We start from the raw sequence: 25,090 nt of genomic DNA, 5'->3' as shown, positions 1-25,090 counted from the left end.
CCCTGCTGAACGCATCGTGTCACGCATTACTACAAGGGACAAAAGACCATGATCCAAGGCAACCCTGACCTGATTGCGGAAATTCGCGACCGCTTCGAATATGTGGACAGCTGCCCCTTTCAGGGTCCCCGGGTGTTTTTCGAGAATGCCGGAGGTGCGTTGACGCTGAAATCCGTCATCGGGACCTCGGCCAAGTTCGCCGCTATTCCGGACAATCAGGGACGGGACAATCCCGCCGCGCATGCTCTGGTTGACGTGATCAACAGGGCCAAGAGGGACATGGGGCTCTTTATGAACGCCTCTGCGGGGCAGTTCATTGCCGGCGAGAGCGGCACCGAATTGCTGTTCCGCATGATCCGCACCGCCTGCGTCAATGCCTCGAAGGGAAGCAAGGTGATCGGCTCGTCCATCGAGCATCCTGCCAGCCGGAGTGCCGCCCGCCGCTGGGCCGGGATTGCAGGCCTCGACTATGTCAACGTGCAGCATGATAACGCGACGGGAATGGTGAGCGCGGATGCCTATGCGGCCCGGATGACGCCCGACGTGTCGGTGGCGACGATCTTGCATGCCTCGCCGGTGACCGGCATGGGCATGGATGTGGCGGCCATCTCGAAAGCCATCCGCGCGGTGGCGCCGGATTGCCTGATCATCGTCGATGGCATCCAGCACGCGGCGCATGGCCAGATCGATATCGATGCCTACGGGATCGATGGCTACGCCATCTCGCCCTACAAGGTCTTTTCGCGCCATGGTTTCGGGATCGCATGGCTATCGGACAGGCTCGGCGCCATGCCCCATGACAAGCTGATCGATGCGCCGGAAACCAGCTGGGAATTCGGCACCCGCGATACCGGAGCCTATGCGACGATGTCCGATGTGGCCGCCTATTTCGACTGGCTCGGCGGCCGGGTCTCGGACGAAACCGCGCCGCGCGCACGGATCGAGGCTGCGGGCCGCGCGATCCACGCCTATGAGAGTCATCTGACCAACGCCCTGATCCATGGAACCGGTAATCTGCCGGGCCTGGCCGAAATGGCGCATGTCACGATCCTGGCGGGCGCGGACAACCCGGCACGTGAAGGTCTGGTATCAATCGTGGTCGACGGGATGGCCTCGCCGGAGGTCGTGGCGATCCTGAACGAACAGGGCATCCGCACCCACACCCGAAAAGCCGACCATTACAGCGGTAATGTCCTGACCCCCCTGGGACTGCCCGATTGCATCCGCATCTCGCTTTGCCATTACAACACCGAACAGGAGGTGGCCCGGCTTCTGGCGGTGGTCAACGAGTTGGGCAACCGCTCCTGAGTGACGAAGCGCGCGGCGTTGCTCCGCTCTCACGGCTGGCGCGAAAGTTGGTATAGGGCTCGAACAAGACATTGGGACCACCTTCCGACGGGCACAGATGCGGACGAGGCAGCCGTTCGCCCATCGCTTGGGCTTATGTCTGCCGTGGCTTGAACCCTCAGCAGCGAGTGTCCAACCAGTCACGCAACCGGGCCTGAAGGTAGGGAACTGCGTCAGGGCGGTGCAAGAAGTCACGGAGGGTGGCTACTTCCCACCTTTCGCCTTCATCACCGAAGCGAATCTCCGCCAGGATGCTTTCCTCAACCTCCGCGACCAGGAAGTAGCTATATTCCGTTGGATAGCGGTGATTGGGATACGCGCGGCAGAAACAAATCCTCGACGCCTCGATATGAAGGCCGAACTCCTCGTGCGTCTCACGTAATGCACAGTCCAAGGGGCTTTCGGAACCTTCCCGGCCGCCTCCGGGCAGGTCCCACAGTCCGGGAAACGGGATCGTCGGGATATCATCGCGTTTGTAGATGATCGTGCGATCACCTATCACCAATGCCAGTTTCGCTCCCGAGAAATCGCGACCGTCCCACATGGATACAGCTTACGCGGCTGACCACGAACGGCAATAGCTGTTTGCCCTGGCGTTCCAGGGATTTCTTTAGCCAGACGACTGACCTCGCGAACCTTAGCAAAGGGCTCTGACCGGCAAATGCGATCGGCAGGCGACATGAATGCCATCGATACGATCGAAGCGCAGGCTCGAGCTTGTTTCGTCAATGTCGGGAAGAGGATCGCTGCCCTGCTTGCGGGCACTGACCGTGAGAAAATTTTCATGAGCGCGATTCTCGCCAGTTTTGAATGACATTTGATGTCCTTGTGGGCGGTGAGGCGTCCTCCAGTTTGTGGATCCGTTTCCGGAGGGGTGTGGGTAACGTTACACCTTTTCTGGGCGAAGTTTCTGACGGTTCTCCAGCTTGCGGTTTTGTTATGCTGATGATGGCTGTTGACTGGATTATGCGGACAGAATGTTACGCATGGCATCCGCGCCAACAGCGGATCGGCCTTCAGCCGGTCCAGCAATTCCTGCGTGCCGTAAGAAACAAAGATGTCGACATCTTCGAAGCGGTCGATCATTTCCCGGAGCATTTTTTCCCGCCGCAGTGAGCGACGGGTTTTTCCTGGATTCACTCAGGTCATACTTCTGGACGCCAGGCAGGTACATCTGACGTTCCCAAGCGGTCTCGGTCAGTGTCGGATCAGACAGTTTCTGGAACGCGGTTTCAGTCATGCTTCATGCTCTTGATTGGATTGATCCAAAGAAGGCGGTGTGCCGTTTTTGGGCCAGCTACATCTGGTGGTTATGAAGCATTCACTAGACTAAGAACCGTCGTAACCTACTGACTTTGGGTCATATATGATCGCTATGCCAGCGATTTTGCTCTCGATTCAAGTCTCCCGGGGGAATCCGGCCCGGATGGGCCGGATGGGGCAGCGCCCCGATCGCGGGGCGCCCCACCCGTCAGTTAAAGATCAGGTAGCTCGATATCACGATGGCGACGATAACCACGCCGAGGGGTTTCGCCAGCGCATAGGGCGTCATGTCGACGGGGCTCGCCCCGACAGGTGCCCAAGAGCGGGTCATCGGCCTGACCTTGCCGATCACCAGCATGATGCAGACGTTCAGCACGAAAAGCCCGAACATCACATGCAGGAAATGCGGGTAGCTGTCAGCGCCGACGACCGGCTTCAGCACGAACTGGCTGATGATATACAGTCCCACGCCCGAGGCGAGGCCGATCTTGGCCGCGATGGGCGGCACACGGCGCGAAAAGATTCCTACCAGGATGATGGTCAGGATCGGGATGCTGTAGCAGCCATTCACCTCTTGCAGGTAACCGAACAGACCTTGCGGGGCATTGGCGATGAAGGGTGCGATGGTCATCGAGGCGATGGCCAGCAGGATGCCGAATTTCTTGCCCGCGCTGACCACCTGCCCGTCGCGGGCCTCCTGGTTGAAATATTGCCGGTAGATATCGACCCCGAACAGCGTCACCGAAGAGTTCAGCGCCGAGTTGAAGGAACTCAGGATCGCGCCGAACAGCACCGCGGCAAAGAACCCCCGCAGCCAGAAGGGCAGCACCTCGGTCACCAGCCGCGGATAGGCCTGGTCGGCGACCTCCAGCCCGCCCTCGAACAGGTGATAGGCGACGATGCCGGGCAGCACAACGATCACCGGGCCGAAAATCTTCAGCGCCGCCGCGATCAGCAGGCCCTTCTGGCCCTCCTGCAGATCCCGCGCGCCCAGAGCTCGCTGAATGATTGCCTGGTTGGTGCCCCAGTAGAACAGTTGCACCAGCATCATGCCGGTGAAGATCGTGGCGAAGGGGATAGAGGAATCCGGTCCGCCGACGGCGTCGAATTTTTCGGGATTCTCGGTGTAGAGGGTCGAGATGCCCTTGAACACACTGCCCCCGCCGATCGCCGCCAGCCCGAAAAGCGGGATCAGCAGCCCGCCCAGGAACAGCCCCACGGCGTTGATCGTGTCCGACACGGCGACGGCCTTCAGCCCTCCATAGATGGCATAGACCGAACCGACGATACCGATCGCCCAGACCGTGATCCATAACGCGACCGTATCGGATACGCCAAGCAGCGCCGGCACGTCGAACATCGTCGACATCGCCAGCGCGCCGGAATAAAGCACGATTGGCAGCAGCACGATCACGTAACCCGACAGGAACAGGATCGAGGTGATGGTCTTGGTCTGCGCGTCGTAACGCTCTTCGAGAAAGCCGGGGATGGTGCTGACTCCGCTGCGCAGATAGCGCGGCAGCAGGATCAGGGCCGTGACCACCATGGCAATCGCGGCCAGCGTTTCCCAGGCCATCACGAGAACGCCCTCGGAATAGGCCTGGCCGGTCAGGCCGACGATCTGCTCGGTCGATAGATTGGTCAGCAAGAGCGAGCCGGCGATCACCGGCGCGGTCAGCGAGCGCCCGCCGAGGAAATAGCCCTCGGAATGATGTTCGTCCGTGCCCCGTGTCCAGTAATAGGACAGCACGGCGACAAGTGCCGTAAAGCCTATGAATGTCAGGATATTGAATGCTCCCATGCGTCCCTCTCCCTTGTGTTTCCCGGCAGGTTAGCGGTTCTTTTGCGCGAGCAGGAGCAAATATTCAACACGAATGGATATTCGTTCCGGGACTGTTGATAGGATCAGGGCTGATGCGGCTCTTGCTGCCCAACAGTTTGTGTCATCTGTAATAGTCGGTTCGGAAACGCCGTTCTGGAGCGCCGCATCGGGCGAGCGATGATGTCATCTGGCTGTTTCCTTCCGCGCCGGACACGATCCCATCCCGGACCCATAAGCTATCACCCGTCAGACGTAAGCGCCTGACGATGGCCCGCGAACCTGTCAGCCGGGCTCGGGACCATCCGGGGATTCGATCTGAAGAGTTCCGAAGGGCACGAGGATCTCAGGCAAAGACCATCGGGTAAACTCGCACCGGTCAAGCAGGTGTAACGCCCTCATCGAAAATGATACTGCGACAGGCCGTGAACAATGCGGCACGCACATCCTTCTTAACGCGGGGTAACTGGCGCAAAACCAGGACACTGGAAATTTGCCTTTTATACAGGAATGCTGCCTGTCATTTTTCAATTGCCTCCTTCCAGCAGCCTCGCGATCTCGGAATATCCCCGGGCGCGGGCATGGGCGAGAGGAGAAACACCATCACGGTCGCCGATTGACCGGTTGGCGCCAGCGTCGACCAACATACGGACGACCTGCTGATGATCGGATCCCCCGTCACCCAGCACCACAGCCTCCATGAGCGCGGTCCAGCCGAGGTTATTGACATGATCGAGCGGCGCTCCGGCAGCTATGAGACGGCGCACGACCTCTACGTGACCAAGATGCGCGGCGGCGATCAACGCCGCTCCTTCATATGGACTTGTCGTCAGCCCCGGATCGTTGCCAAGCTCGATGGCGAGCGACATCAGTTCGGGATCGTCGGCGACGGCAGCGATGGTCACGACGTCATAGGCCTGGTTGTCCAGGGCATTCATGTCCGCGCCGGCGTCAGCCAAAGCACGAAGCGCCTCGTTGTTGGAGGCGAAGGCGGCGACATGCGCAGGCGTGCGGCCATTCCCGTCTCGCCCGTCAAGATCGGCGCCCGACATCGCCAACCGGTGTATCTCTTCGAGGTCGCCGCTATGGGCTGCCCGATGCAAATCCTGATAGGCGGTTATCTCGGGTGGCGCCGGCGCAATCTGTGCCTGTGCAGCGCCAGCCGCGGCCAGCGAGAGGCAAACAAGAAGCATTCTCAGCATATGGATCTCCGTAAGCGAGTGCGGCCAGTTGCAGAACGGGCCGCACCTGTTTCCGTGGCAGTTTATTCCGCCGCTCCAATCGCAGTCAGGCCGGCAACGGCGCAGTTGGCGTCAATATCGCCCGAGGGTGCGCCGCCGACACCGATGCCACCGACCAGGGCGTCGCCGAGCCTGATCGGCAGGCCGCCAGCCTGGATGACCATCCGCGCATCCATGTCGCGCAGCCCGTCATTGGCAGGTTGAGAGGCAATGAACTCGGCGAGGCCAGCCGTATCGCGCCCCATGGCGGCGGAAGTGAAAGCCTTGCCGGTTGCGCTCGACGCGGTGTGGGGACCGGAATTGTCGGCTTTCAGCAGCACCTTGGTCGAACCGTCACGCGCCACGATGGCGACGCTGACATTATGGCCCTCGGCAATGCAGGCGTTAAGCGCGGCGTCCGCTGCCTTGGTGGCCAGTTCCAGCGGCAAATAAGGTGCGGTGGGCAGTTCCTGCGCGGTGGCGGCCAGAGGGGCCAGAACTGCGGTCGCGAAAACGAAATTGCGGATCATGATGGTTCCTTTCCAGTTTATGGAGAGAAATCTAATCCAGCCGGGAGGCATCCTGTATTCGTAGATCTGGCGGCGGGTTCCGTAGTTCTACGGAGTTTCACGCCCGTCCAGCCACAACCGCGTCATTTCCGCCTGCGAGGTCGTGCCCAACTTGGCGCCGATGGCGGCCCGGTGGCTTTCCACCGTTCGCGGGGACAGGCTTAACCCCTCCGCTATCTGGCGGGTGGTAAAACCTTGGGCGATACGGTCGAGCACTTCGCGTTCACGCGGCGTCAACGCAGCCAAAAGCGCCAGCGTTTCCGCCCTTTCGGCGCGGCGGTTCAGCATTTGCTCCAACGCTTCCTGCCCCCTCTGGATGGCATCTATCAGATCCTGCTCGTCGATCGGCTTGGACAGGAAATCGACCGCACCGTTGCGAAAGGCGCGCCGGCAGGCTTCGATGTCACCATGACCGGAAATGACGATGGTCGGCCAGTCGATATTCTGACCTGCCAGCCGCTCTTGCAGTTTCAGGCCCGAGATCGCGGGCATACGGATATCAAGGACCAGGCAACCGGGAGCGAGTTTCGGCACCCGGGCAAGAAATGCCTGGGGATCGGCGAAACCCGTGACCTTGATACCGACCGTGGACAAGAGCAGGCCAAGCGCATGGCGCACGGCCTCGTCGTCATCCACGAGGTAGACGGGATGTATCATTGCGCGGCCTCCGTTATCCCCTCGGCACGCGGCAGGACGACCCGGAAAGTCGCGCCCGTTCCGCCGTCGACCAGGGCAATTTCACCGCCTGCACGCTCCACCAGACGCTGGCTCAGCGCAAGACCAAGGCCGGTGCCGTCGGCGCGCGTCGTGGTGAATGGTGTGAACAGGCGTGGACGTAACCCCGCCGGCACGCCGGGGCCGTTATCGGAAATCTCCAGAACGACTTCATTTTCCCGCAGCCGCAAGGCCACGATCACCTGTGCCGCGCCGCCCTGATCGGCCGTGGCGTCGATCGCATTGCGCAGCAGGTTGAACACCACCTGTTCCATTTCCACCGGATCGGCGATGACGGGTGCGGGATGATCGGGCAGCCTGAATGCAAGCCGCACATCATGCGACGCGGCTTGCGGGGCGAGCAGGATTTCCACGTTTCTTACCGCATTGCGCAGGTCAAAAACCGATGTCGGCGCATGTTGTGGACGCGACCAGTTGCGAAAACGCTCCAGAATGGCCGAAGCCCGGCGTGCCTGCTTTACGGTATCGTCAAGCACCGGCTCCAGTGCCTTCGCATCGCCCCGGCCAAGCATTCTCCGTCCGGCCTGGACCTGCGCAAGAATTGCGGTGAGAGGTTGGGTCACTTCATGCGCAAGGCCGCTTGCCATCTCGCCCAACGCGTTGACGCGCGATGCATGGGCAAGGCGTGATTCCAGTGCGTTGAGCCGCGCCTGTTCTACGGCCATCCGCGTGCGCGCCCGCTGACGGAGGATCGACAGCGCCGCGAGGCTGGCAAGACCGACAGCGAGAAACGTCAATCCTGTCCTTGCAGGAGGAAACAGGTCGGCAAATCCGATCCTCATCCCCGTTTCCAGCAGCAAGGGCTGGGATGGGCTGCTGAGCGGCTTGGAAAACCGCAAGGTCTCGGGGATTTCCCCCTGCCTGAAAAGCGGATGGCCATCCGGAAGGGACAGGGTAAGCGCGACACCTGATCGCGACCAGAACGGCTCGGCCTCATCCAGCAGCCTTCCGCTATCGATGCCAAGCATCAAGCCATAACGCGCTGCATCCGAATTAGGGCTGCGCTTGACCATGATGTAATGGCGCGGCTTGCCCGGGTGCGGCAGCAAGGCGATTCTGCCGTCCGAGGTCCTGGCGGCCGAGCGGATGGTATCGGCAAACGCCGGATCGATGGGTTCCGTGCCTGTCATCCCTTCATGCGGGTCAAGAGGAACGAGCTGGACCTCGTCAATACGGGGATAAAAGCGCGAAATGGTTGCCGCAACATCCAGGAACAAATCCTGCCGTTCGCCTTCCGCCGCCGTGGCGAGTGCCGAGAGCGCCGTCAAATGGGCGTCATGCTGATCCACCCGCTGCGAGGCAAGACGATGCAGAACCGTGCTTTCCTGCTCCAGCTCGGCAATCAGCGCATAGCGTTCGACGACCGCGAGAATCATGGCTGTGGCAAGCAACAGGAACAAGCCGATGGCAATCAGCTTGTGCGGGCTTTCAAGAACGGAACGGTTGCTGCGTGTCATGGGCGCATTCCTGCAGTTTATGCGCGTGATCGGGATAGTACCCGACGACGACGCTGCCATATCCTACCCGGTTTTGCGCCAGGCCGTGAAGTTCTGGCGGCAAGTGCCTTCAGTATTGATGCGACCGGCTCGGGGCGATCCCCGGTGCATTTCCATGAATAAAGGGAAACAACCATGGCTGTTTCACGCCGAAAGGCGCATAAGGTCCCATGCGATGGCCCTTTGCCGCGCTGACAGGCAGAAGCGATAGGCCCAGCCTGGCCTCGACGGCCATGAACAGGTCAAAAGGATATCGGCGGCGAAGGCGATATCGCGGCGAAAGTCAGCCGTGACGGGCCGCATCGCAGCATTTCAAAGGAGCGCTGGAAGCCTGTTCCGGACCGATCATTTCAGAAATGCCGATCAGGCATAGGGAACGAATTCACTTCCGTGCCGCCATCGTCCTTGCCGCCGCATCCCTGCCTGATGCCCGCTGCGTGATCCAGGAAAGAGCGGCTGAAAGCACACATAAACCCGCCATGGCCCAGGCAATCGCCGAGAATGCGGCGTCGCTTGCGGCAAGGCGCGCGGCTTCCAGCACTGGGGAAAGCCCGCCCACAGATTCGCCAAAGCCGGGAACGGCGGCGGCCTTGTCGCCAAGCACGGAGGCATAGCGATATGCCGCGAGACTCCCCATGGCCGCGACCGCGATCAGGCCGGCCACGCGGGAAATCGCATTGTTGATGCCCGACGCAGCCCCTGTATCTGCATCTTCGACCGAGGTCATCACCGCTGTCGAGAGCGGTGACACCACCAGGGCCATGCCCAGCCCCATTACGACCATCGACGGGAACACCGCGAACCAGAAACTGTGCATGCCGGAACCGACCGCAACAGCCAGGCCCGCAAAGGCCACGGCCACGATCATGCTGCCCACAGTCATGGGCAGGCGTGGTCCAAGGCGGTCCGATAAATGGCCGACCGGACCGGACAGGGCCGCGATGGCCAGCGACAGGGGCAGGAACAGGACACCGACCGTCGCCTCGGCCACGCCCCAACCGGCGATAAGCAGCATGGGCAGATAAAAGAGGATTCCCGACAAGGCGAAATAGAGAAAGAAGGTCGCCGCGTTGGCGCCGGAAAAAGCCCCGATCCTGAACAATGACAGGTCGATCATGGGGGTTTTCTGGAAAGCCTCCCAGATAATGAACCCGACCAGTGCGGCCAGTCCGCCAGCCATGAAGATGGTCGTCGAGCCGGATGTCTGATGAGCCTCGGCAGTTGGCGCGGTGAGGCCATAGGCCAGCGAACCGAATGCCACGATCGCGAGTATGGCCCCGATCAGGTCGAGATTGCGCTGCCCCGTCGCCTCGTCCGGCGGAACCTTCAGCAAGAGCAGGATGGCGACGCCGCCAAGCGGCAGGTTGATCGCGAAGATCGCGCGCCAGATACTGTCATCGAAGGCGGATAACAGAAGACCACCCAGCACCGGCCCAAGTGCCGTGGTCAGGGCCGACGACGCAGCCCAGATCCCGATCGCCCGGCCCCGCTCATCTTTCGGATAGGCCTTGGCGATGATTGCAAGGCTTGCGGGAACCATGAAGGCCGCGCCTGCACCTTGCACGGCACGGGCCAGGATCAGGAAGCGCGCATCGGGCGCGGCCGCGCAGACAAGGGACGCCAGGATGAACAGGGCGATCCCGGCGATGAAGATGCGCCGCAGGCCGAACCTGTCACCCGCGCTTCCTCCAACGAGAATCAAAGCCGATAACGTCAGGGCATAGGCGTTGGATATCCACTGCGCATCGGCGAGAGACGCGCCGATATCGCTGCGAATTGCCGGGATCGCGATCGAAACCACCGACCCATCGATGAATCCGAGCGCCGAGGCGAGTATGGCCGCGATCAGGACAAGACGCCGCCGCGACCGAGGACAAAACGAGCCCTCCCCTCCGGGAGCAGGGGAAAGGGATATCGTGTCCGGGCTGGCCTCGCAGGGGGAACGCATGTGGATAAATCTAGCTGCAGCTTACCTCTCTGACAATGAGGATGCCGCTTTCCGCGGAGTTGATCGTGCCATGCGCTGCAGGAGTGGCCGCAAAAAGGCAAACTTCGCTGTCACATGGCCGCGGGTTGATCCTGCGGCCTGCCCGGAATTCCGTGACCGGCACAACCTCGATGACGATGACTGGTTTCGAGCAAGCGGCCAGGCCCTTTACAGGGCGGTTATCGCGCTGAGCTATTATCCAGGCGGTAAGAATGAAATGCTCCGCCGCCAGTCATGACCGACGGTTTCGCGGTCAGGGCTGTTACTTTGGCTCGCAAGCCTTGAAGGGCATGAACATCTTGCTTCTGCCTCATTCTCCCTTCGTCCGGTTGCACGTTGCCCGGACGAAGGGGCAAGCTCTGATCAAGCCCCTGTCGCGTTCCTGGGTTGTTGTGACGAATACCTGGCCTCAGATGCGGGAAACCGGATCATTGCTACAACCGCCCTGATCACCGGTGGTCCCTTGCCGCAATCCCATATCAGATGCGCGGCTTCGGAGCGGGCTCCCGGTCGGAATCGCCGGAGTTCGGCTCTCCCTTTGGTTCGATCAAGAGCACCTTGACCTCTTTTTCCGCACGCGGCCGATGGACGACGCCCCTGGGAACGATGAACAATTCGCCAGCCTTGACCGTTCGAGAGGGCTCTCCCTCGATGTCCATCTCCATCTCACCTTCAATTACAAGGAAGAAGTCATCCGTCGAATCATGCTTGTGGAACGGATACTCGCCGATGAACTTCACGACCATCACGTCGTTTTCGTTGTAATCCGCGATTACATGAGGGTCCCAATGGCTTGAGAATTGGCCCAGCTTATCGAAAAGGTTCACTGTTTTCATATGAATTACCCTGTCTTCTTTCTGGTTGCCGTTCAGGCCGGCGCCGGCCCCGGGGGAAAAGGGCATCTCGACGCTGCCCAGCAGATCATGCTTAGATCACAGGCAAACGAAAGGATCGGCAAATGAAAATCATCCGCCCGGGGCAAACGCCCTCCAGCATTGGCCCGGCTGACTGGTTTACCGGCTCTGTCCGCATCGACCCGTTATTTCCGGCAGAAGCGCCGGGCCGTACCAGCGGTGCCCATGTGACATTCGAGCCGGGTGCACGCACCGCATGGCACACCCATCCGGCTGGCCAGACCCTGATCGTGACCTTCGGTTGTGGCCGCGCTCAGCGTGAGGGTGGAGCGGTCGAGGAAATCCGTGCCGGTGACGTAATCTGGTTCCCCGCCGGGGAAAAACACTGGCACGGAGCCGCCCCCGACACCGCCATGAGCCATATCGCAATACAGGAGGCCATCGACGGATCGCCTGTTACCTGGATGGAACCGGTCACGGACGCCGATTACCTGGGCTGAATACCGCTTGGCGAGACCCCGGCCGCATGTTTCCGTGACCGGTTCCGGTTGCGCAATTCATTGATATGTGTCGAGAGGCATTGTTGCAACAAAACCGGCCGACATGACCCGTGGCCGAGGATATCCGCGCGATAAGAAAAATCTTGCCTGCCACAAATCTTTTAAATTGGACAATGGCCGGGGCAAGCGTGTCGGATATGGTCAAGTGAAAGCCCGAAGAAGCCCTCAGCATAGGAGCAAGATCGGCGCAATGTCCATCGGATACGCGAGTCATGCCCACGTCTTCCATTCGCGCCTAGCCCGACAAAGAGCCCATGAGGCGCGGCATCGGCTTCAGGTGGGCTGCCAGGATTTCCATCGCGCGGGTTTCGTCGAAAACTTGCAGCGCGGCGATCAGGGCGCGATGCTCCTGTTCGATCTGCCTGGTCTTGCCGATGCCCAGTTGCAGGGACAGCATGGCGACACGGGTCAGGTTGGCCTGAAGACTATCGAATACCTGGGTCAGAACCGTATTGCCGGCCGCCGCGACCAGGGCCTGGTGAAACAGCCTGTTGATCTCCACACAGGCCAGCAGATCCCCGGCCGAGGTCGCCTCATGCGTGTCGCAGAGTTCGGACATCTGGGCCGGGACCGGACGGCGGTTGCGGCAGATGAGGCGGATGGCCTGACTCTCGATCATCTGGCGAACCTCATGGAGATCGCGCAGTTCAGCGGCAGAGAGCGTCCTGACCATCGCCCCGCGCCGCGGATGCAGCTCCAGAAAACCCTCTGCCGCAAGCCGGTTGAGCGCCTCGCGCACCGGGCTGCGCGAAACGCCGGTCGCCTCGCAGGCCATTGCCTCCTCGATGAAGCTGCCGGGAGGAAAAGCTCCTTTCAGGATGCCGGCGCGAATCCCGTCATAGGCGCGCTGCCGGGCGGTGACGGGCGCTTCGCCCGGCCTGTTCGCGGGACGCTTTCGCGCGGCGCTTTTGGGGCCGCTGCCGGTCGGTTGGGTCATATGTCTACTCCTTGCTTCGGGCGGATCTCGGCCTTCGCTTCGTTACGGGACTGGACAGCGTTCGCGCTCTCATATTGTATACATGACGTACACGCTAAAAGGACAGCAGTGACATAATGGATGGTTCGCGAAACCCCGGCGAAGCAGGAAGCTGGCGCGTGGGCGTCGATTCCGGCGGAACCTTCACCGATGTCTGCCTGTTCAACGAGGTCACGGGCGATGTCGCGGTCTGGAAAGTATCCTCCACGCCCGACGATCCTTCGCGCGGCATCGCCCAGGGCGTCGAGGAGGGGATGTGCGAATGTGCCGGCGCGGCGGACGATCCGGCTGCGGCGATCGGCTATCTGGGGCATGGCACGACAGTTGCGACCAATGCGCTTATCACCCATCGGGGGGCCAGGATCGGCCTGCTGACGACCGGGGGATTCCGCGACCTGCTGGAGATCGGGCGGCAAAAGCGCCCCGATCTCTATGACCTTTTCGCCGGCAAGCCGCCGGTTCTCGTGCCCCGCTCCCTGCGGTTCGAGGTGCCGGAACGGGTTCTGCACAGCGGAGAGATCGCAACCCCGCTGGACGAGGATGCCACCCGGGCGGCGGCCCGTGCCTTGAAAGAGGCGGGGGTCGAGGCGGTGGCGATCTGTTTCCTTTATGCCTTCGTGAATCCGGCGCATGAACAGGCGGCGCGGCGCATCGTCGAGCAGGAGCTTCCCGATGCCTTCATCTGCGCCAGCCATGAAATCGCCCCGGAGTTCCGCGAATTCGAGCGTTTGTCCACGACGACCGTCAATGCCTATCTCGGCCCGATCATGCATCGCTATATCAGCCGCCTGACGCCGCGGCTGACCGATCTGGGCCTGCCTGTCCCGCCGCATCTGACCCAGTCCAATGGTGGCGTCGTCCGTTTCGGGGTGGCGGCGCAGACGCCGGTGCGAGCGGTGCTTTCGGGACCGTCGACCGGTGTCGTCGCCGCGCAGGCCATCGGCAGCAGCGCGGGTTACGAGGATATCATCACCTTCGACATGGGCGGCACCTCGTCGGATGTGGCGCTGATGGCGCGGGGGCAGACCACGCAGACCAATGAAAGTGTCGTGCATGGCTATCCGATCAAGGCGCCGATGCTCGACATCCACACGGTCGGGGCAGGGGGCGGTTCCATCGCATCGATCGATTCCGGCGGCCTGCTCAAGGTTGGTCCCGAAAGCGCGGGCGCCGATCCCGGGCCTGTCTGCTACGGGCGGGGCGCGACCGAGCCCACCGTGACCGACGCCAATATCGTGCTGCAGGTGCTGAACCCCACTCATCTGCTGGATGGGCGGATGGCGGTGCGCCGCGATCTTGCCCTCGAGGCGATCGGCAGGCTGGCCGGGCGTTTGGGCATGGACCGGATGGACACCGCGCAGGGGATCATCTCCGTGGTGACCGCGAACATGGCCAAGGCCATCCGGGTGATCTCGGTGCAGCGCGGGCATGATCCGCGCGCCTACGCGCTGATGGCCTTTGGCGGGGCGGGGCCGCTGCATGCGGTGCGGCTGGCGCAGGAGTTGGGGATGTCGCGCGTGATCGTGCCGCGCAATCCGGGCATTCTCTGCGCGATGGGCCTGCTGCTGACCGATCTGCGCGCGGATTTTTCGATCACCCGGCTGATCCCGCTCGAACGAGCGTATCTCGCCGGGATCGCCACGGCGGCGGCCGGAGTCGAGGCCGAGGCCGGAGATTGGTTCCTGCAGGAGGATATCGCGCCGGACCGCCGCCGCGTCACCCGCCGCGTGGATATGCGTTACGAGGGCCAGAATTACGAGCTTTCCGTTCCCGTCCCCGACGGGCCGATCACCGAGGCAGTGCTTGACGCGCTGCGGGCGGGTTTCACTCGGGCGCATGAACGCATGTATGGATTTGCCGTCGAGGATGAACGCATCCTCTGCGTGACCTTCCGCGCCGAAGCGCTTGGCCTGGTGCGCAAGGCGGAACTGCCCCGGCATCCGATGGGTCCCGGGGATGCCGCCGGCGCGATCACCGGCAGCCGCGAGGTCTGGTATCCCGAGACGCGCGAATTCACCGGAACCACGCTGTATGCCCGTGACCGTCTTGCGCCGGGGATGCGCTTCACCGGCCCCGCCATCGTCGAGCAGATGGATACCACCACGCTTGTGCCGCCTGGCGTGACCGCGCGGGTGGATGAGATCGACAACCTCATACTGGAGTTGCCCCAATGACCGCCCGGCCCACCGCGTTGACGCTCGATCCGATCACCGTCGAGGTGATCGGCGCGGCACTGTCCTCGATTGTCGAAGAGACGGGCGAAGCACTGGTCCGCGCCTCCTATTCGACCAATATCAAGGAACGTCGCGATTGTTCGACGGCGCTGTTCGACCGCGAGGGGCGAACCCTGTGCCAGGCCGAGCATATTCCCGTGCATCTCGGCAGCTTTCTCGATTTCATCCCGATGGTATTGGCCGAGCACGATCCGGCCGGGATGCGTCCCGGCGATGTCTTTGTCGGCAACGACGCCTATCGCGGCGGCGGCACCCATCTTCCCGATATCGTGCTGGCCGAGCCCATCTTTATCGATGGTGAACTGGCTGCATGGACCGTGAACCTTGCCCATCATTCGGATTTCGTGGACCGCGCCCATGCCCATATCTACCAGGAGGGGCTGCGCATCCCGCCGATCAGGCTGTATCGTGCGGGGGAATTGCAAAAGGATGTGCAGGAACTGATCCTGCTCAATTGCCAGGTCCCGCGCGAACGTCTGTCGGATCTGCGTGCGCAGATGGCGGCGAACCGGGTCGGGGTGCATCGCTTCCAGGAGCTTTGCGCCCGGCATGGTGTAAACACCGTGCTCGCCGCGGGAGAGGCGCTGCTGGACTACGCCGAACGCAAGATGCGCGCGGGGATCGCGGCCCTGCCTGACGGAAGCTGGCGTTTCGAGGATGTGTTCGACACGCTCGATTTCGACGATCCGATTCCGCTGGCCGTGACCGTGACCATTTCCGGTGACGAGATCGGGCTGGAGTTCGAGGCGCCGCAGCAGATGCGTTCGGGCATCAACATGACCCGCACCGCTTTGCTGGCGACGGTCTATTACATCGTGAAATCCGTGATCGATCCGACCATCCTGCCCAATGCCGGGCTTGCCCGTCCGATCACCGTCACCGCACCGCAGGGCTCGCTGCTCAATTGCAGCCATCCGGCCGCGGTGAACGGGCGTGTCCAGACCTGCCAGCGGGTCGCGGATCTCATTATCGGGGCCTTTGCGCAGGCGGCGCCGGAACGGGTTTCGGCCTGCACCAACTCGGCCTGCACCGTGGCGGTTTTCTCGGGCACGCGGCAGACCGGTCCCGGCAAGGGCAGCTACTGGGTCTATCTGGAGACCATCGGCGGCGGCGGGGGCGCGCGCCCCGATGCCGACGGGTTGGATGGCATCCATGTGCATGCGACCAACACCTCGAACCTGCCTGTCGAGGCGCTGGAAGTAGAGTATCCCCTGATCCTCGAACGCTATGAACTGGTCGATGGCTCGGCGGGAGCGGGAAAGCATCGCGGTGGCATGGGGCTGCGACGGGTCTACCGGGCGACCGAGGACTGCATGGTTCGCGTCGATATCTCACGCAATCTCTCGCGGTCCTGGGGCCTTCTGGGCGGAGGACCGGGCGGTCACGGGAGTTTCGCGACCGGCCCCGACACCTCGGCTTTCGATCGCGGGCAGGGTGAATTGCGCGCCGGAGAATGGCTGGAGGTCGTCACCCCCGGCGGCGGCGGCTATGGCCGCCCCGAAGAACGCGCCGCTTCCTGTGCGGAAAATCAGGTCGCGGCAGAATAACCGACTGACACGCAATAAAAATATAATCAAAGGCTGCAAAGCGGCAGCCATACCGACAAGGAGATCAGGAACATGACCACAGGATTCAATCGCCGCAGATTTCTTGCCTCCACCGGCGCCGTTGCCGGCGGGCTCGCCTTTCTCGGCCCGCGCAGGCTGATGGCGCAAGAAGGCGGTACGCTGCGCTTTGCGCTGTCGACCTTCCCGCCGACATTCGATGCCTGGACTTCCGGCGGGACCGCCGCAGGAACGATCAAGCTGATGATCCATCGCGGGCTGGTCAGCTATGGCCCCGACGGGATGCTGCGCGGCGAACTGGCCGAAAGCTGGGAGGTCGATGACGAGGGAGCATGGGTATTCAGGCTGCGTGACGCGACCTGGCATGACGGCTCGCCTGTCACCGCCGAGGATGTGGCCTGGACCGTCGCCGAGGTGCAGAAGCCCGATTCCGCTGCCTATATGCAGGGCCAGCTTGCCCGCATCACCAGCGTCGAGACACCCGACGAAAAGACCGTCCGCATGATCACAGCCGAACCTCTGGCCGTGCTGCCCGGCTGGTTCGCCCATTACCATATGCCGATCCTCAAGAAGGGAGAGGCGCCCGACACGAAGATCGGTTCCGGCCCCTTCATGCTGGACAGGATCGATCGCGGCGTGTCGATCAGCCTCAAGGCCTATGACGGCTATTACAAGGAGGGATTGCCGAAGCTCGCCGGAATCGAGGCCACCGTCTACGCGGATGAGAACCTGCGCGTGGCGGCGCTCGAGGCGGGGGATGTGGATCTTGTCGAATATGTGCCGTGGCAGGCGATGGCGCAGATCGACGAGAACGAGAATCTCAGGCTCGACGCGGTGGATGGCCCGTTCATGTATCTGACTTTCAACGGTAGCCGCGCGCCCTTCGACAATCCGCTGGTGCGCCGTGCCGTGGCGCATGCGATCAAGCGCGAGGACATCGTGCAGGCGGCCTTTTTCGGTCGCGGCGGCGCGCTGGAGCATCTGCCCATCGCGGAGCAATCGGAATTCTTCAACCCCGATCTTGCCAATAGCTGGAACTACGACCCTGAAAAGGCGATGGCGCTGCTGGCCGAGGCGGGCTACCCCGATGGCTTCGACTGCGTGATGCTGGCCACCGCGCAATACGGTATGCATCAATCCACCGCAGAGGTCTGCCAGGCCTATCTTTCGATGGTCGGCATCAACGCCACGCTTGACCTGCCGGAATGGGCGACACGGGTGAAAAAGGGCAACGAGGGACAGTTCGATCTGGCGGTCATGGGAACCACGGCGGACAATAACGATCCCGACGGGTTGGGCAATGTTCTGGATGGCTCTCTGCCGGCGAATTTCTCGCGCAGCTATGGATTGGAAACGCCTGAGATATCCGAACTTTTCGCTAAAGGCCGGGCAACATTCGACAATGCGGAGCGCAAGGCAATCTACAAGCAACTGGAAGAGGTGGCCATCGAAACCACGCCGATCGCCGGTCTGGCATGGCGGTCGCAGGGCTATGGCATGAAGGCGTCCGTCAGCGGCTTTAGCAACATGCCGGGGCAACTCACCTTCTATTCCGGCATCACGCTGGAAGAAACCCTGCTTGGCTGACCGGCCTCATGCTCAGATATATCGCCTACAGAACCCTCGTCGCCTTGTTCCTCGTCTGGATCGTCGTCACTGCGGTGTTCCTGCTGCTACATCTCATCCCGGGCGATCCGGCAGAACTACTGCTGAGCCAGGGGGGCATCGCTGCAGATCCCGAAGCGGTCGCGGCACTGCGCGAGAAGATGGGGCTCAACGCCCCGTTATGGCAGCAATATATCGCGCATATGGGCGGGTTCCTTTCCGGCGATTTCGGAGAGTCGTTCCGGGATGGCACGCCGGTGATCGGGCAGATCGCGCTCCGGCTGCCGCGCACGCTCGAAGTGATCGCCGGGGCGGCGCTGCTGGCCACGATCTTCGGGGTTCCACTGGGAACCTATGCCGCCATCAGGGCGGATGGCAAGGCGGATGCGCTGATCTCGCTGCTGTCTTCGGTGGCGCTGTCGACGCCGGTTTTCGTGGTCGGCTCGGTGGTCATCCTGATCTTCGCGCAAGAGCTCAAAATCCTGCCCGCGGGCGGTTTTGTGCCGTTCTCGCAGAATCCTCTGGAGCATCTGAAGCTGCTGCTTTTGCCGGCGGGAACCGTGGCGATCGCCCTTTGGGCGGTGATCACCCGGATGAGCCGCGCCTCGGTGCTCGAGGTGCTGCAGCGCGATTACGTCCGCACTGCCCGGGCCAAGGGGCTGGGGCGTAGCCGCATTCTGCGCCGCCACGTTGTGCGCAATGCGCTGATCCCGGTGCTGACCGTTCTGGGACTTGAAATGGGCACGCTGATCGGCGGCACGGTGCTGGTCGAGTTCGTCTTCAACTGGCCCGGCCTGTCCGGCTATCTCGTCGCGGCGGTGGATGCGCGCGACTATCCCGAGGTCGTCGGGATCGTCATGACGATCTCGGTGCTTTTCGTCTTTCTCAATCTCGTGGTCGATGTGGTGAACGCGCTGCTCGACCCACGCATCTCGCTGGTGAAGTCATGAGCCGCGCGACCCGCAAGCTGCTGCTGCCCGGCGCGATCATCTCGGTCATCGTGGCGCTGGTGCTGGCGGCGCCGATCCTGCCATTGCCCGATGTCCGGGGGATGGACGTGACCAATCGCTTTGCGGGCCCCTCCGCCGGGCACTGGCTGGGGCAGGACGAATTCGGCCGCGATGTGCTGGCGCGGCTGATCTGGGGCGGGCGGGCCTCGCTGTTCATCGCGGTCGGATCAGCGCTGGCCGCCGCCTTCATCGGGACCGTGCTGGGCCTGCTGGGCGGCTATTTCCGCGGCGCGGTCGAGTTCCTGACGGTGCGCGCCTCCGAGGTCGTCCTGTGCCTGCCGCCCCTGCTGCTCGCGCTGCTGGTGGTGACGATCCTCGGCGCGGGAACATGGCCGCTGATCCTTGCGCTGACCATCCTCTATACACCCAATTACGCGCGGGTGGTCTATGCCGCGACGCTGCAGATCCGGGCGCTCGATTTCGTCACCGCGCAAAGGGCCATGGGCACGCATCCGCTGACCATCCTGTGGCGGACGATCCTGCCCAATGTCACGCCTCCGCTGCTGGTGCAGATGTCGCTCGTCGTGGCTTCGGCCATGGTGATCGAAAGCGGGCTGAGTTTTCTGGGCCTCGGCGTCGTGCCGCCGACTCCGTCATGGGGGCTGATGATCCGCGCGGCGCGCGGGGCGATGGAGGTTGCGCCGCTCTTGCTGGTCTGGCCGTCACTGGCGCTGGCCGGCACGATCCTGACCTTCAACCTGCTCTGCGACCGGCTGCAATCGGCGCTCGATCCGCGTCATGTGACCGCCGGGGGCGCGCTGTGGCTGCGCCGGTCGCCGCGCCGGTCCGGTGCCGCCGGCGTCACGGGCAACCACCGGGCCGCCAACCCGCCGCTGCTGGAGATCCGCGATCTTTCGATCTCGGTCGAGGCGGGGCGGCAACCGCTGGAACTGGTGCATGACGTCTCGATCACGCTGAACCCCGGAGAGACGCTGGCCCTGGTCGGAGAATCCGGCTCGGGCAAGACATTGACCAGCCTCGCGCTGATGGGGCTCCTGCCCGATATGCTGGGCGTTTCGGGCGGCCGGATGATCTGCGCGCCGCGGCAGGGCGGGAGAATCGATCTCGCGCAGCTTGACGAGGACGGGTTCCGCGGGCTGCGCGGTGGCGAGATCTCGATGGTCTTTCAGGACGCCGCCGCCGCGCTCAACCCGGTGCTGCGCATTGCCGAGCAACTGGCCGAGGCGATCCGCGCCCGCAGCGACCTGCGGGGGCCCGCGCTTCATTCGCGGATGGTGGAATTGCTGCGTCAGGTGGGCATTCCCGATCCCGAACGCCGGCTGGCCGCCTATCCGCACGAGCTGTCCGGAGGCCAGCGTCAGCGTGCGATGATCGCGGTGGCCATAGCCAACAACCCGCGCCTGCTGATCGCCGACGAGCCGACCACCGCGCTCGACCCGACTATTCAGGCGCAGATCCTGCGCCTTTTCCAGCAACTCAAGCGCGACACGCCCGAGATGGGGCTGATCTTTGTGACCCATGATCTTGCCGTGGTGGCCGAGATCGCCGACCGGGTGGCGGTCATGTATGCCGGCGAGGTGGTGGAGCAGGGACCGGTGGCCGAGGTATTCGCCCGCCCGCGCCATCCCTATACGGCGGCGCTTATTGCATCGGTGCCCGAAGGCAGGGCGGAACGGCTCACCGCGATCCCGGGCACGGTGCCGCAGCCGCATGCCATGCCACCGGGCTGCCGTTTCGCTCCCCGCTGCACCCAGACCCGCCCGGCATGCTCTGCCCGCGCGCCCGAGGTCAGCATCCCCGCCGGGGGCCGGATGACCCGCTGCATCCGCTGGAAGGAGGTCACTTGATGTTCGACATGCCGCAGGAAGCGCCGCCGCTGGTCGAGGCGCGGAGCCTTGGCCGGAATTTCCCGGCGAGGCAAGGGCTGCTTGGCCGCCGCCGCGATGTCTGGGCGGTGCGTGATGTGTCGCTTGCTCTTGCGCGGGGGGAAACCGTCGGGGTGGTGGGCGAATCCGGCTGCGGCAAATCGACCCTTGGCCGGATGATGCTGGGGCTGGACCAGCCCACCACCGGCCATGTGGTGTTCGACGGGCGCGATCTGGCCGATCTTGCCGGGGGCGAACGCCGCAGGCTCGCGCGGCGGATGCAGATGGTGTTCCAGGATCCGTTCGGTTCACTGGATCCGCGCCGTTCGGTCGGGGCGCAGATCGCCGACGGGCTGCGCATTCATGGCATCGTGCCGGCGGGGAAGGTCAGATCCGAGATCGCCCGCCTGCTCGATCAGGTCGGCCTGCCCGCGACGGTCGCGAGCCGCCGCCCGCACGAGTTCTCCGGTGGCCAGAGGCAGAGGATTGCCGTTGCCCGCGCGATTTCGACCCGGCCCGATTTCATCGTCGCGGACGAGCCGGTCTCGGCGCTCGATGTCTCGATTCAGGCGCAGGTGGTGAACCTGCTGATCGATCTGCGCAGCGAGCTTGATCTCGCCATGCTGTTCATCAGCCATGACCTGCATGTGGTGCATCATCTCTGCACCCGGATCGTGGTCATGTATCTGGGCCGTATCGTCGAGGAGGGATCGGCCGCGCAGGTTTTCGACAGCCCCGCGCACCCCTATACGCGGGCGCTGCTTGCTGCCACGCCCTCACTGCATCCCCGCAAAACCGAGGTGGGCGGAGGCGTGCTTCCGGGCGAATTGCCAAGCCCGGCCAACCCGCCCTCCGGCTGTCCGTTCCGCACCCGTTGCCCGGTCGCGGAGAAAGCCTGCGCCGCCGCGATGCCCGAATATCGCCAGATGGGGACAGGCTGGCGCGCGGCCTGTATCAAGGCCGGAACCGGTAATACCGAGAGGAGGGACATGGCATGACCGAAGATGCTCCCGTCGCGATGATCACCGGCGCGAATCGCGGGATCGGGGCGGCGATCGCGCGGGCTCTTGCGGGGCAGGGTTATCGCCTGTCGCTTGGGCTGCGCGATCCCGGCTCTCTCCCCGCCGATCTGGCGGCCTGCGATCCGCTTGTCACCGCGTATGACGCCGAGCGTGCCGATGCCGCGCGGGCGTTCACCGAGGCGACCGAAAAGCATTTCGGCCGGATCGATGCCCTGGTGAACAATGCCGGGACGGGCGGCCCGCTGGAGCTTATGCCCGATCCGCCGCAGCCCGACGGTGAGATGGAGGAAATGCTGGAGCGTCTGCTGGCGATCAATGTGAAGGCGCCCTTTCGCCTGACGCGCGCGGCATTGCCGGCACTTTGCCGCAGCGGGCGGGGGCGGGTGATCGTGCTCGCCTCGCTGTCGGGCAAGCGGGTGCTGGGGCTGAATGCGGGCTATCAGATGACCAAGCATGCCGCGGTGGCGCTGTCGCATGCCGCCCGCCGCGCGGGTTGGGATTCGGGCGTTCGCGCCTGCGCCATTTGCCCGGGTTTCGTCGCCACCGATATGACCCTGCGCCATGACCTGCCCCGGCACGAGATCACCCGCCCCGAGGATCTCGCCCGGCTGGTGGCAGATATCGTGATGCTGCCGAACACGGCGAGCGTGTCGGAACTGGCGGTGAACTGGCGCTATGAGCCGGGCTTGTGATGCGGCCCGCGGCGGATAGCGTCGAAGGCGGTGCCACGCTTCCGCAGGAGGTGGATCTCGTGGTGATCGGCGGCGGCATCGTCGGATGCTCGGCGGCGCTTTGGGCGGCCGAGCAGGGGCACCGGGTGGCGCTGCTGGAGAAAGGGAGGATCGCGGGCGAACAGTCCAGCCGCAACTGGGGCTGGGTCCGGCGCATGGGCCGTGCCCGCGCGGAATACCCACTGGGAATCGAGAGCCTGCGCATCTGGGAAGGGCTCAGCGCGCGGGTGCGGCGCGACACCGGGTTTCGTCGGACCGGGATCATCTATACCGCCGCCACGGACAGGGAGATGGCGTGGCTCGACGCCGTGGAGCGCGATGCCGAAGGCTTCGGGCTGGCGGTGCGAAGGCTCACAGGGGCGCAGGTTGCCGCGCATTTCCCGGAAGCGGCCCTGACTGCGGCCGGCGCGCTTCTGACCGAGGATGACGGCCGGGCAGAGCCCGCCCATGCGACGGCGGCGCTCGCACTTGCGGCGCGGGAGGCCGGGGCCGCGATCCTAACCGGCTGCGCGGCGCGAAGTCTTGAAACGCATGCCGGTCGGATCTCCGGCGTGGTGACCGAGCGTGGCCGCATCGGCTGTGCAGCTGTGATCCTTGCGGGCGGCGCGTGGTCCCGGCTGTTTGCCGGAAATTTCGGCCTCGACCTGCCGCAATTGCGGATCCGCAGTTCAGTGCTGCGGACCGGCCCGGTCGCCAATGGACCGCGTTTCGCCATCGGCAACGGGGAATTCGGCCTGCGTCCCAGGCTCGATGGCGGCTATACCATTGCACGCCGTGGCCGCGCCGCCGTGCAGGTGACGCCTGACGCCTTCCGGTTATTGCGGCTTTTCCTGCCGGGATTGCGGCGCAACTCCTCTGAAATCACCCTGACCCTCGATCGATCGGCCTGGAATGGCTTTTTCATACCGCGCCGCTGGAACGCCGATGCGATCACTCCGTTCGAGCGTTGCCGCGTGCTGGACCCCGAACCGCAGCACCGGCAAATGCGCAAGGCGATGCAGTCGGTGCGCCGGGCATTCCCGGTATTCGACAATGCCCGGATCGCCGAAAGCTGGGGTGGGATCATCGATGTCACCCCCGATGCGGTGCCGATCATCGACAGGGTGAGGGACTGGCCCGGACTGGTTGTTGCAACCGGCTTTTCGGGCCATGGTTTCGGGATCGGCCCCGCCGCGGGACAACTGGCGGCCGAGCTTGCGACCGGAGCGCCGCCGCTGGTCGATCCCGCCCCGTTCCGGCTGTCGCGTTTCCCCGCAGGCGTGCCGCAGTCCGGCTCCGATACCGCTTCGGCAACAGTCTGAGGAACGGCGTCGTGCCGGACGGCATGCCCGCCCATCCGCGCTCATGAAGCCCGAAAATTTTCTCTATCGCCTGACAATCCGTTTCAATTGGACTTCCACCGGCCGCAATCGTTTCACTCTCCCCGAGTGAAACGACAAGACAGCCGGAGTGCACACATGATCGAGAAAATCCGCATGGCCGAACTGACCTCGGAGGAGGCGCGGCAGGAACTGACCGGGGATGCGGTCGTGCTGCTGCCGATGGGCTCGCTCGAGGATCAGGGGATCCATGCGCCGATGGGGGATTACATGGCGGCCGACCTTATGGCGGTGGAAATCGCCAGGATGGCGCGGGCGGATGGCGTGGCCTGCTTTGTCGCGCCGGTCATTCCCTTCGGCGGCAAGGATTATTTCGAATCCAGCCATGGCGGTATCTCGATCAGTCATACAACGCTTGCGGCGCTGCTTGACGACATGTTCGGCTGCCTGAACCGGCATGGCATCCGCAAGCTGATGATCATCAACGGCCATGGCGGCAATGTGCCCGCGATTACCGAGGTGGCGTTGCGCTGGCGGCAGAAGGCCGGCCTGTTCGTGCCTTCGATGTATCTGTGGCAGGTGGCCTATGGCCAGCTTCCGGCGCTGATCGGGGCCGAGACGGCGCAAAAGACCTCGGGCCATGGCGGCGATCCGCTGACCTCGGTCGGGTTGCATTTCTACCCCGATCTCCTGCGCCCCGACCTGCGCCGCCCGGCACCCGCCGGCAGCGAGATCAAGGGAATGAAAATCTCGGGTTTTTCCAGCATTTCCTATGACGGCGCGAATATCCAGGTGCCCATCGAGGCGCTGGAGGCGACGGAAACCGGTGCTTACGGCTGCGACCCGAGCCTGTGTTCGGCCGAAACCGGCGCGGCCCTGGTCGCTCGGCTGGCCAGCATCGGCGCGGGGCTGGTGCGCGATCACGTCGCCCGCGGATTGCATGACTGACCAG

22 protein-coding genes are annotated in these 25,090 nt (G+C 63.5%); 13 read left to right on the top strand and 9 right to left on the bottom strand.

The window, feature by feature from the left end:
- The first annotated feature begins 48 nt into the window (after positions 1-48).
- Positions 49-1,308, top strand: a complete 1,260-nt coding sequence (locus C9E81_RS00660; RefSeq protein ID WP_122110399.1) for an aminotransferase class V-fold PLP-dependent enzyme — start codon at positions 49-51, stop codon at positions 1,306-1,308.
- 157 nt (positions 1,309-1,465) lie between these two features.
- Here C9E81_RS00660 and C9E81_RS00655 read toward each other — a convergent pair whose 3' ends face one another.
- On the bottom strand, positions 1,466-1,891 hold the full coding sequence (locus C9E81_RS00655; RefSeq protein WP_122110398.1) for an NUDIX hydrolase: 426 nt from the start codon (positions 1,889-1,891) through the stop codon (positions 1,466-1,468).
- Between the two features lie 135 nt (positions 1,892-2,026).
- Here C9E81_RS00655 and C9E81_RS23500 point away from each other — a divergent pair, with 135 nt between their 5' ends.
- Positions 2,027-2,161, top strand: a complete 135-nt coding sequence (locus C9E81_RS23500; RefSeq protein WP_279432694.1) for a hypothetical protein — start codon at positions 2,027-2,029, stop codon at positions 2,159-2,161.
- Positions 2,158-2,463: a hypothetical protein gene (locus tag C9E81_RS22625; protein WP_147457541.1), complete on the top strand. Its 306-nt coding sequence runs from the start codon at positions 2,158-2,160 to the stop codon at positions 2,461-2,463. Before C9E81_RS23500 ends, C9E81_RS22625 begins: the two co-directional genes overlap by 4 nt.
- Positions 2,464-2,818: 355 nt before the next feature.
- Here the strand turns inward: C9E81_RS22625 and C9E81_RS00645 are convergent, their stop codons facing one another.
- The 7 genes from C9E81_RS00645 to C9E81_RS00605 all read right to left on the bottom strand — a co-directional run bounded on the left by C9E81_RS00645 (position 2,819) and on the right by C9E81_RS00605 (position 11,272).
- The gene (locus C9E81_RS00645; protein WP_122110396.1) at positions 2,819-4,411 is read right to left on the bottom strand and encodes a solute:sodium symporter family transporter; all 1,593 of its coding nucleotides are present in this window, start codon (positions 4,409-4,411) and stop codon (positions 2,819-2,821) included.
- Between the two features lie 545 nt (positions 4,412-4,956).
- Positions 4,957-5,631, bottom strand: a complete 675-nt coding sequence (locus tag C9E81_RS00640) for an ankyrin repeat domain-containing protein (protein ID WP_122110395.1) — start codon at positions 5,629-5,631, stop codon at positions 4,957-4,959.
- Between the two features lie 62 nt (positions 5,632-5,693).
- Positions 5,694-6,179, bottom strand: coding sequence for a GlcG/HbpS family heme-binding protein (locus C9E81_RS00635; protein WP_122110394.1), 486 nt, complete (start codon positions 6,177-6,179; stop codon positions 5,694-5,696).
- A gap of 87 nt (positions 6,180-6,266) precedes the next feature.
- The gene (locus tag C9E81_RS00630) at positions 6,267-6,875 is read right to left on the bottom strand and encodes a response regulator transcription factor (protein ID WP_122110393.1); all 609 of its coding nucleotides are present in this window, start codon (positions 6,873-6,875) and stop codon (positions 6,267-6,269) included.
- Complete coding sequence (locus tag C9E81_RS00625) at positions 6,872-8,410, bottom strand: sensor histidine kinase (RefSeq protein ID WP_122110392.1); 1,539 nt, start codon at positions 8,408-8,410, stop codon at positions 6,872-6,874. The genes C9E81_RS00630 and C9E81_RS00625 overlap by 4 nt, the downstream gene beginning before the upstream one ends.
- 421 nt (positions 8,411-8,831) lie before the next feature.
- Positions 8,832-10,397, bottom strand: coding sequence for an MFS transporter (locus C9E81_RS00615; protein WP_122110390.1), 1,566 nt, complete (start codon positions 10,395-10,397; stop codon positions 8,832-8,834).
- Positions 10,398-10,915: 518 nt separating this feature from the next.
- A complete protein-coding gene (locus C9E81_RS00605) occupies positions 10,916-11,272 on the bottom strand; it encodes a cupin domain-containing protein (protein ID WP_122111101.1) in 357 nt (118 codons plus the stop codon).
- A gap of 122 nt (positions 11,273-11,394) precedes the next feature.
- Between C9E81_RS00605 and C9E81_RS00600 the strand changes: the two genes are divergently transcribed.
- The gene (locus C9E81_RS00600) at positions 11,395-11,790 is read left to right on the top strand and encodes a (R)-mandelonitrile lyase (protein ID WP_122110388.1); all 396 of its coding nucleotides are present in this window, start codon (positions 11,395-11,397) and stop codon (positions 11,788-11,790) included.
- Between the two features lie 295 nt (positions 11,791-12,085).
- On the opposite strand, the gene C9E81_RS00595 is transcribed toward C9E81_RS00600, so the two are convergent.
- Complete coding sequence (locus C9E81_RS00595; RefSeq protein WP_122110387.1) at positions 12,086-12,787, bottom strand: GntR family transcriptional regulator; 702 nt, start codon at positions 12,785-12,787, stop codon at positions 12,086-12,088.
- A 116-nt stretch (positions 12,788-12,903) separates the two neighbouring features.
- On the opposite strand from C9E81_RS00595, the gene C9E81_RS00590 reads away from it, so the two are divergent.
- The 9 genes from C9E81_RS00590 to C9E81_RS00550 all read left to right on the top strand — a co-directional run bounded on the left by C9E81_RS00590 (position 12,904) and on the right by C9E81_RS00550 (position 25,086).
- Complete coding sequence (locus C9E81_RS00590) at positions 12,904-15,000, top strand: hydantoinase/oxoprolinase family protein (RefSeq protein ID WP_243698447.1); 2,097 nt, start codon at positions 12,904-12,906, stop codon at positions 14,998-15,000.
- Positions 14,997-16,607 (top strand): hydantoinase B/oxoprolinase family protein, encoded by a 1,611-nt coding sequence (locus tag C9E81_RS00585; protein WP_122110385.1) that lies wholly within the window; start codon positions 14,997-14,999, stop codon positions 16,605-16,607. Before C9E81_RS00590 ends, C9E81_RS00585 begins: the two co-directional genes overlap by 4 nt.
- 72 nt (positions 16,608-16,679) lie before the next feature.
- On the top strand, positions 16,680-18,212 hold the full coding sequence (locus C9E81_RS00580; protein WP_122110384.1) for an ABC transporter substrate-binding protein: 1,533 nt from the start codon (positions 16,680-16,682) through the stop codon (positions 18,210-18,212).
- Between the two features lie 8 nt (positions 18,213-18,220).
- A complete protein-coding gene (locus C9E81_RS00575; RefSeq protein WP_122110383.1) occupies positions 18,221-19,180 on the top strand; it encodes an ABC transporter permease in 960 nt (319 codons plus the stop codon).
- Positions 19,177-21,048 carry a dipeptide/oligopeptide/nickel ABC transporter permease/ATP-binding protein gene (locus C9E81_RS00570; RefSeq protein ID WP_122110382.1) on the top strand — a complete coding sequence of 624 codons (1,872 nt, stop codon included), beginning with the start codon at positions 19,177-19,179 and terminating at the stop codon, positions 21,046-21,048. Before C9E81_RS00575 ends, C9E81_RS00570 begins: the two co-directional genes overlap by 4 nt.
- Positions 21,048-22,064, top strand: coding sequence for an ABC transporter ATP-binding protein (locus C9E81_RS00565; RefSeq protein ID WP_243698446.1), 1,017 nt, complete (start codon positions 21,048-21,050; stop codon positions 22,062-22,064). Before C9E81_RS00570 ends, C9E81_RS00565 begins: the two co-directional genes overlap by 1 nt.
- Positions 22,061-22,780, top strand: a complete 720-nt coding sequence (locus tag C9E81_RS00560) for an SDR family NAD(P)-dependent oxidoreductase (RefSeq protein ID WP_122110381.1) — start codon at positions 22,061-22,063, stop codon at positions 22,778-22,780. Before C9E81_RS00565 ends, C9E81_RS00560 begins: the two co-directional genes overlap by 4 nt.
- Positions 22,780-24,120, top strand: a complete 1,341-nt coding sequence (locus C9E81_RS00555; protein ID WP_122110380.1) for an NAD(P)/FAD-dependent oxidoreductase — start codon at positions 22,780-22,782, stop codon at positions 24,118-24,120. Before C9E81_RS00560 ends, C9E81_RS00555 begins: the two co-directional genes overlap by 1 nt.
- 156 nt (positions 24,121-24,276) lie before the next feature.
- Positions 24,277-25,086 carry a creatininase family protein gene (locus C9E81_RS00550; RefSeq protein ID WP_122110379.1) on the top strand — a complete coding sequence of 270 codons (810 nt, stop codon included), beginning with the start codon at positions 24,277-24,279 and terminating at the stop codon, positions 25,084-25,086.
- Positions 25,087-25,090: the final 4 nt, after the last annotated feature.

The sequence above is a fragment of the Paracoccus alkanivorans genome (assembly GCF_003697785.1).
Lineage (GTDB): Bacteria > Pseudomonadota > Alphaproteobacteria > Rhodobacterales > Rhodobacteraceae > Paracoccus > Paracoccus alkanivorans.
The sequence above is the reverse complement of the archived record's forward strand: the minus strand, read 5'-3'. Positions and strand labels throughout refer to the sequence as shown.

Bases quoted from the DNA above. Each gene is read 5' to 3' on its own strand.
- C9E81_RS00570 (WP_122110382.1), top strand. From the start codon at position 19,177: ATGAGCCGCGCGACCCGCAAGCTGCTGCTGCCCGGCGCGATCATCTCG.
- C9E81_RS00660 (WP_122110399.1), top strand. From the start codon at position 49: ATGATCCAAGGCAACCCTGACCTGATTGCGGAAATTCGCGACCGCTTC.
- C9E81_RS00600 (WP_122110388.1), top strand. From the start codon at position 11,395: ATGAAAATCATCCGCCCGGGGCAAACGCCCTCCAGCATTGGCCCGGCT.
- C9E81_RS00625 (WP_122110392.1), bottom strand. From the start codon at position 8,410: ATGACACGCAGCAACCGTTCCGTTCTTGAAAGCCCGCACAAGCTGATT.
- C9E81_RS00580 (WP_122110384.1), top strand. From the start codon at position 16,680: ATGACCACAGGATTCAATCGCCGCAGATTTCTTGCCTCCACCGGCGCC.
- C9E81_RS00630 (WP_122110393.1), bottom strand. From the start codon at position 6,875: ATGATACATCCCGTCTACCTCGTGGATGACGACGAGGCCGTGCGCCAT.
- C9E81_RS22625 (WP_147457541.1), top strand. From the start codon at position 2,158: ATGACATTTGATGTCCTTGTGGGCGGTGAGGCGTCCTCCAGTTTGTGG.
- C9E81_RS00615 (WP_122110390.1), bottom strand. From the start codon at position 10,397: ATGCGTTCCCCCTGCGAGGCCAGCCCGGACACGATATCCCTTTCCCCT.
- C9E81_RS23500 (WP_279432694.1), top strand. From the start codon at position 2,027: ATGAATGCCATCGATACGATCGAAGCGCAGGCTCGAGCTTGTTTCGTC.
- C9E81_RS00655 (WP_122110398.1), bottom strand. From the start codon at position 1,891: ATGTGGGACGGTCGCGATTTCTCGGGAGCGAAACTGGCATTGGTGATA.
- C9E81_RS00635 (WP_122110394.1), bottom strand. From the start codon at position 6,179: ATGATCCGCAATTTCGTTTTCGCGACCGCAGTTCTGGCCCCTCTGGCC.
- C9E81_RS00585 (WP_122110385.1), top strand. From the start codon at position 14,997: ATGACCGCCCGGCCCACCGCGTTGACGCTCGATCCGATCACCGTCGAG.
- C9E81_RS00605 (WP_122111101.1), bottom strand. From the start codon at position 11,272: ATGAAAACAGTGAACCTTTTCGATAAGCTGGGCCAATTCTCAAGCCAT.
- C9E81_RS00560 (WP_122110381.1), top strand. From the start codon at position 22,061: ATGACCGAAGATGCTCCCGTCGCGATGATCACCGGCGCGAATCGCGGG.
- C9E81_RS00555 (WP_122110380.1), top strand. From the start codon at position 22,780: ATGCGGCCCGCGGCGGATAGCGTCGAAGGCGGTGCCACGCTTCCGCAG.
- C9E81_RS00645 (WP_122110396.1), bottom strand. From the start codon at position 4,411: ATGGGAGCATTCAATATCCTGACATTCATAGGCTTTACGGCACTTGTC.
- C9E81_RS00550 (WP_122110379.1), top strand. From the start codon at position 24,277: ATGATCGAGAAAATCCGCATGGCCGAACTGACCTCGGAGGAGGCGCGG.
- C9E81_RS00575 (WP_122110383.1), top strand. From the start codon at position 18,221: ATGCTCAGATATATCGCCTACAGAACCCTCGTCGCCTTGTTCCTCGTC.
- C9E81_RS00640 (WP_122110395.1), bottom strand. From the start codon at position 5,631: ATGCTGAGAATGCTTCTTGTTTGCCTCTCGCTGGCCGCGGCTGGCGCT.
- C9E81_RS00565 (WP_243698446.1), top strand. From the start codon at position 21,048: ATGTTCGACATGCCGCAGGAAGCGCCGCCGCTGGTCGAGGCGCGGAGC.
- C9E81_RS00590 (WP_243698447.1), top strand. From the start codon at position 12,904: ATGGATGGTTCGCGAAACCCCGGCGAAGCAGGAAGCTGGCGCGTGGGC.
- C9E81_RS00595 (WP_122110387.1), bottom strand. From the start codon at position 12,787: ATGACCCAACCGACCGGCAGCGGCCCCAAAAGCGCCGCGCGAAAGCGT.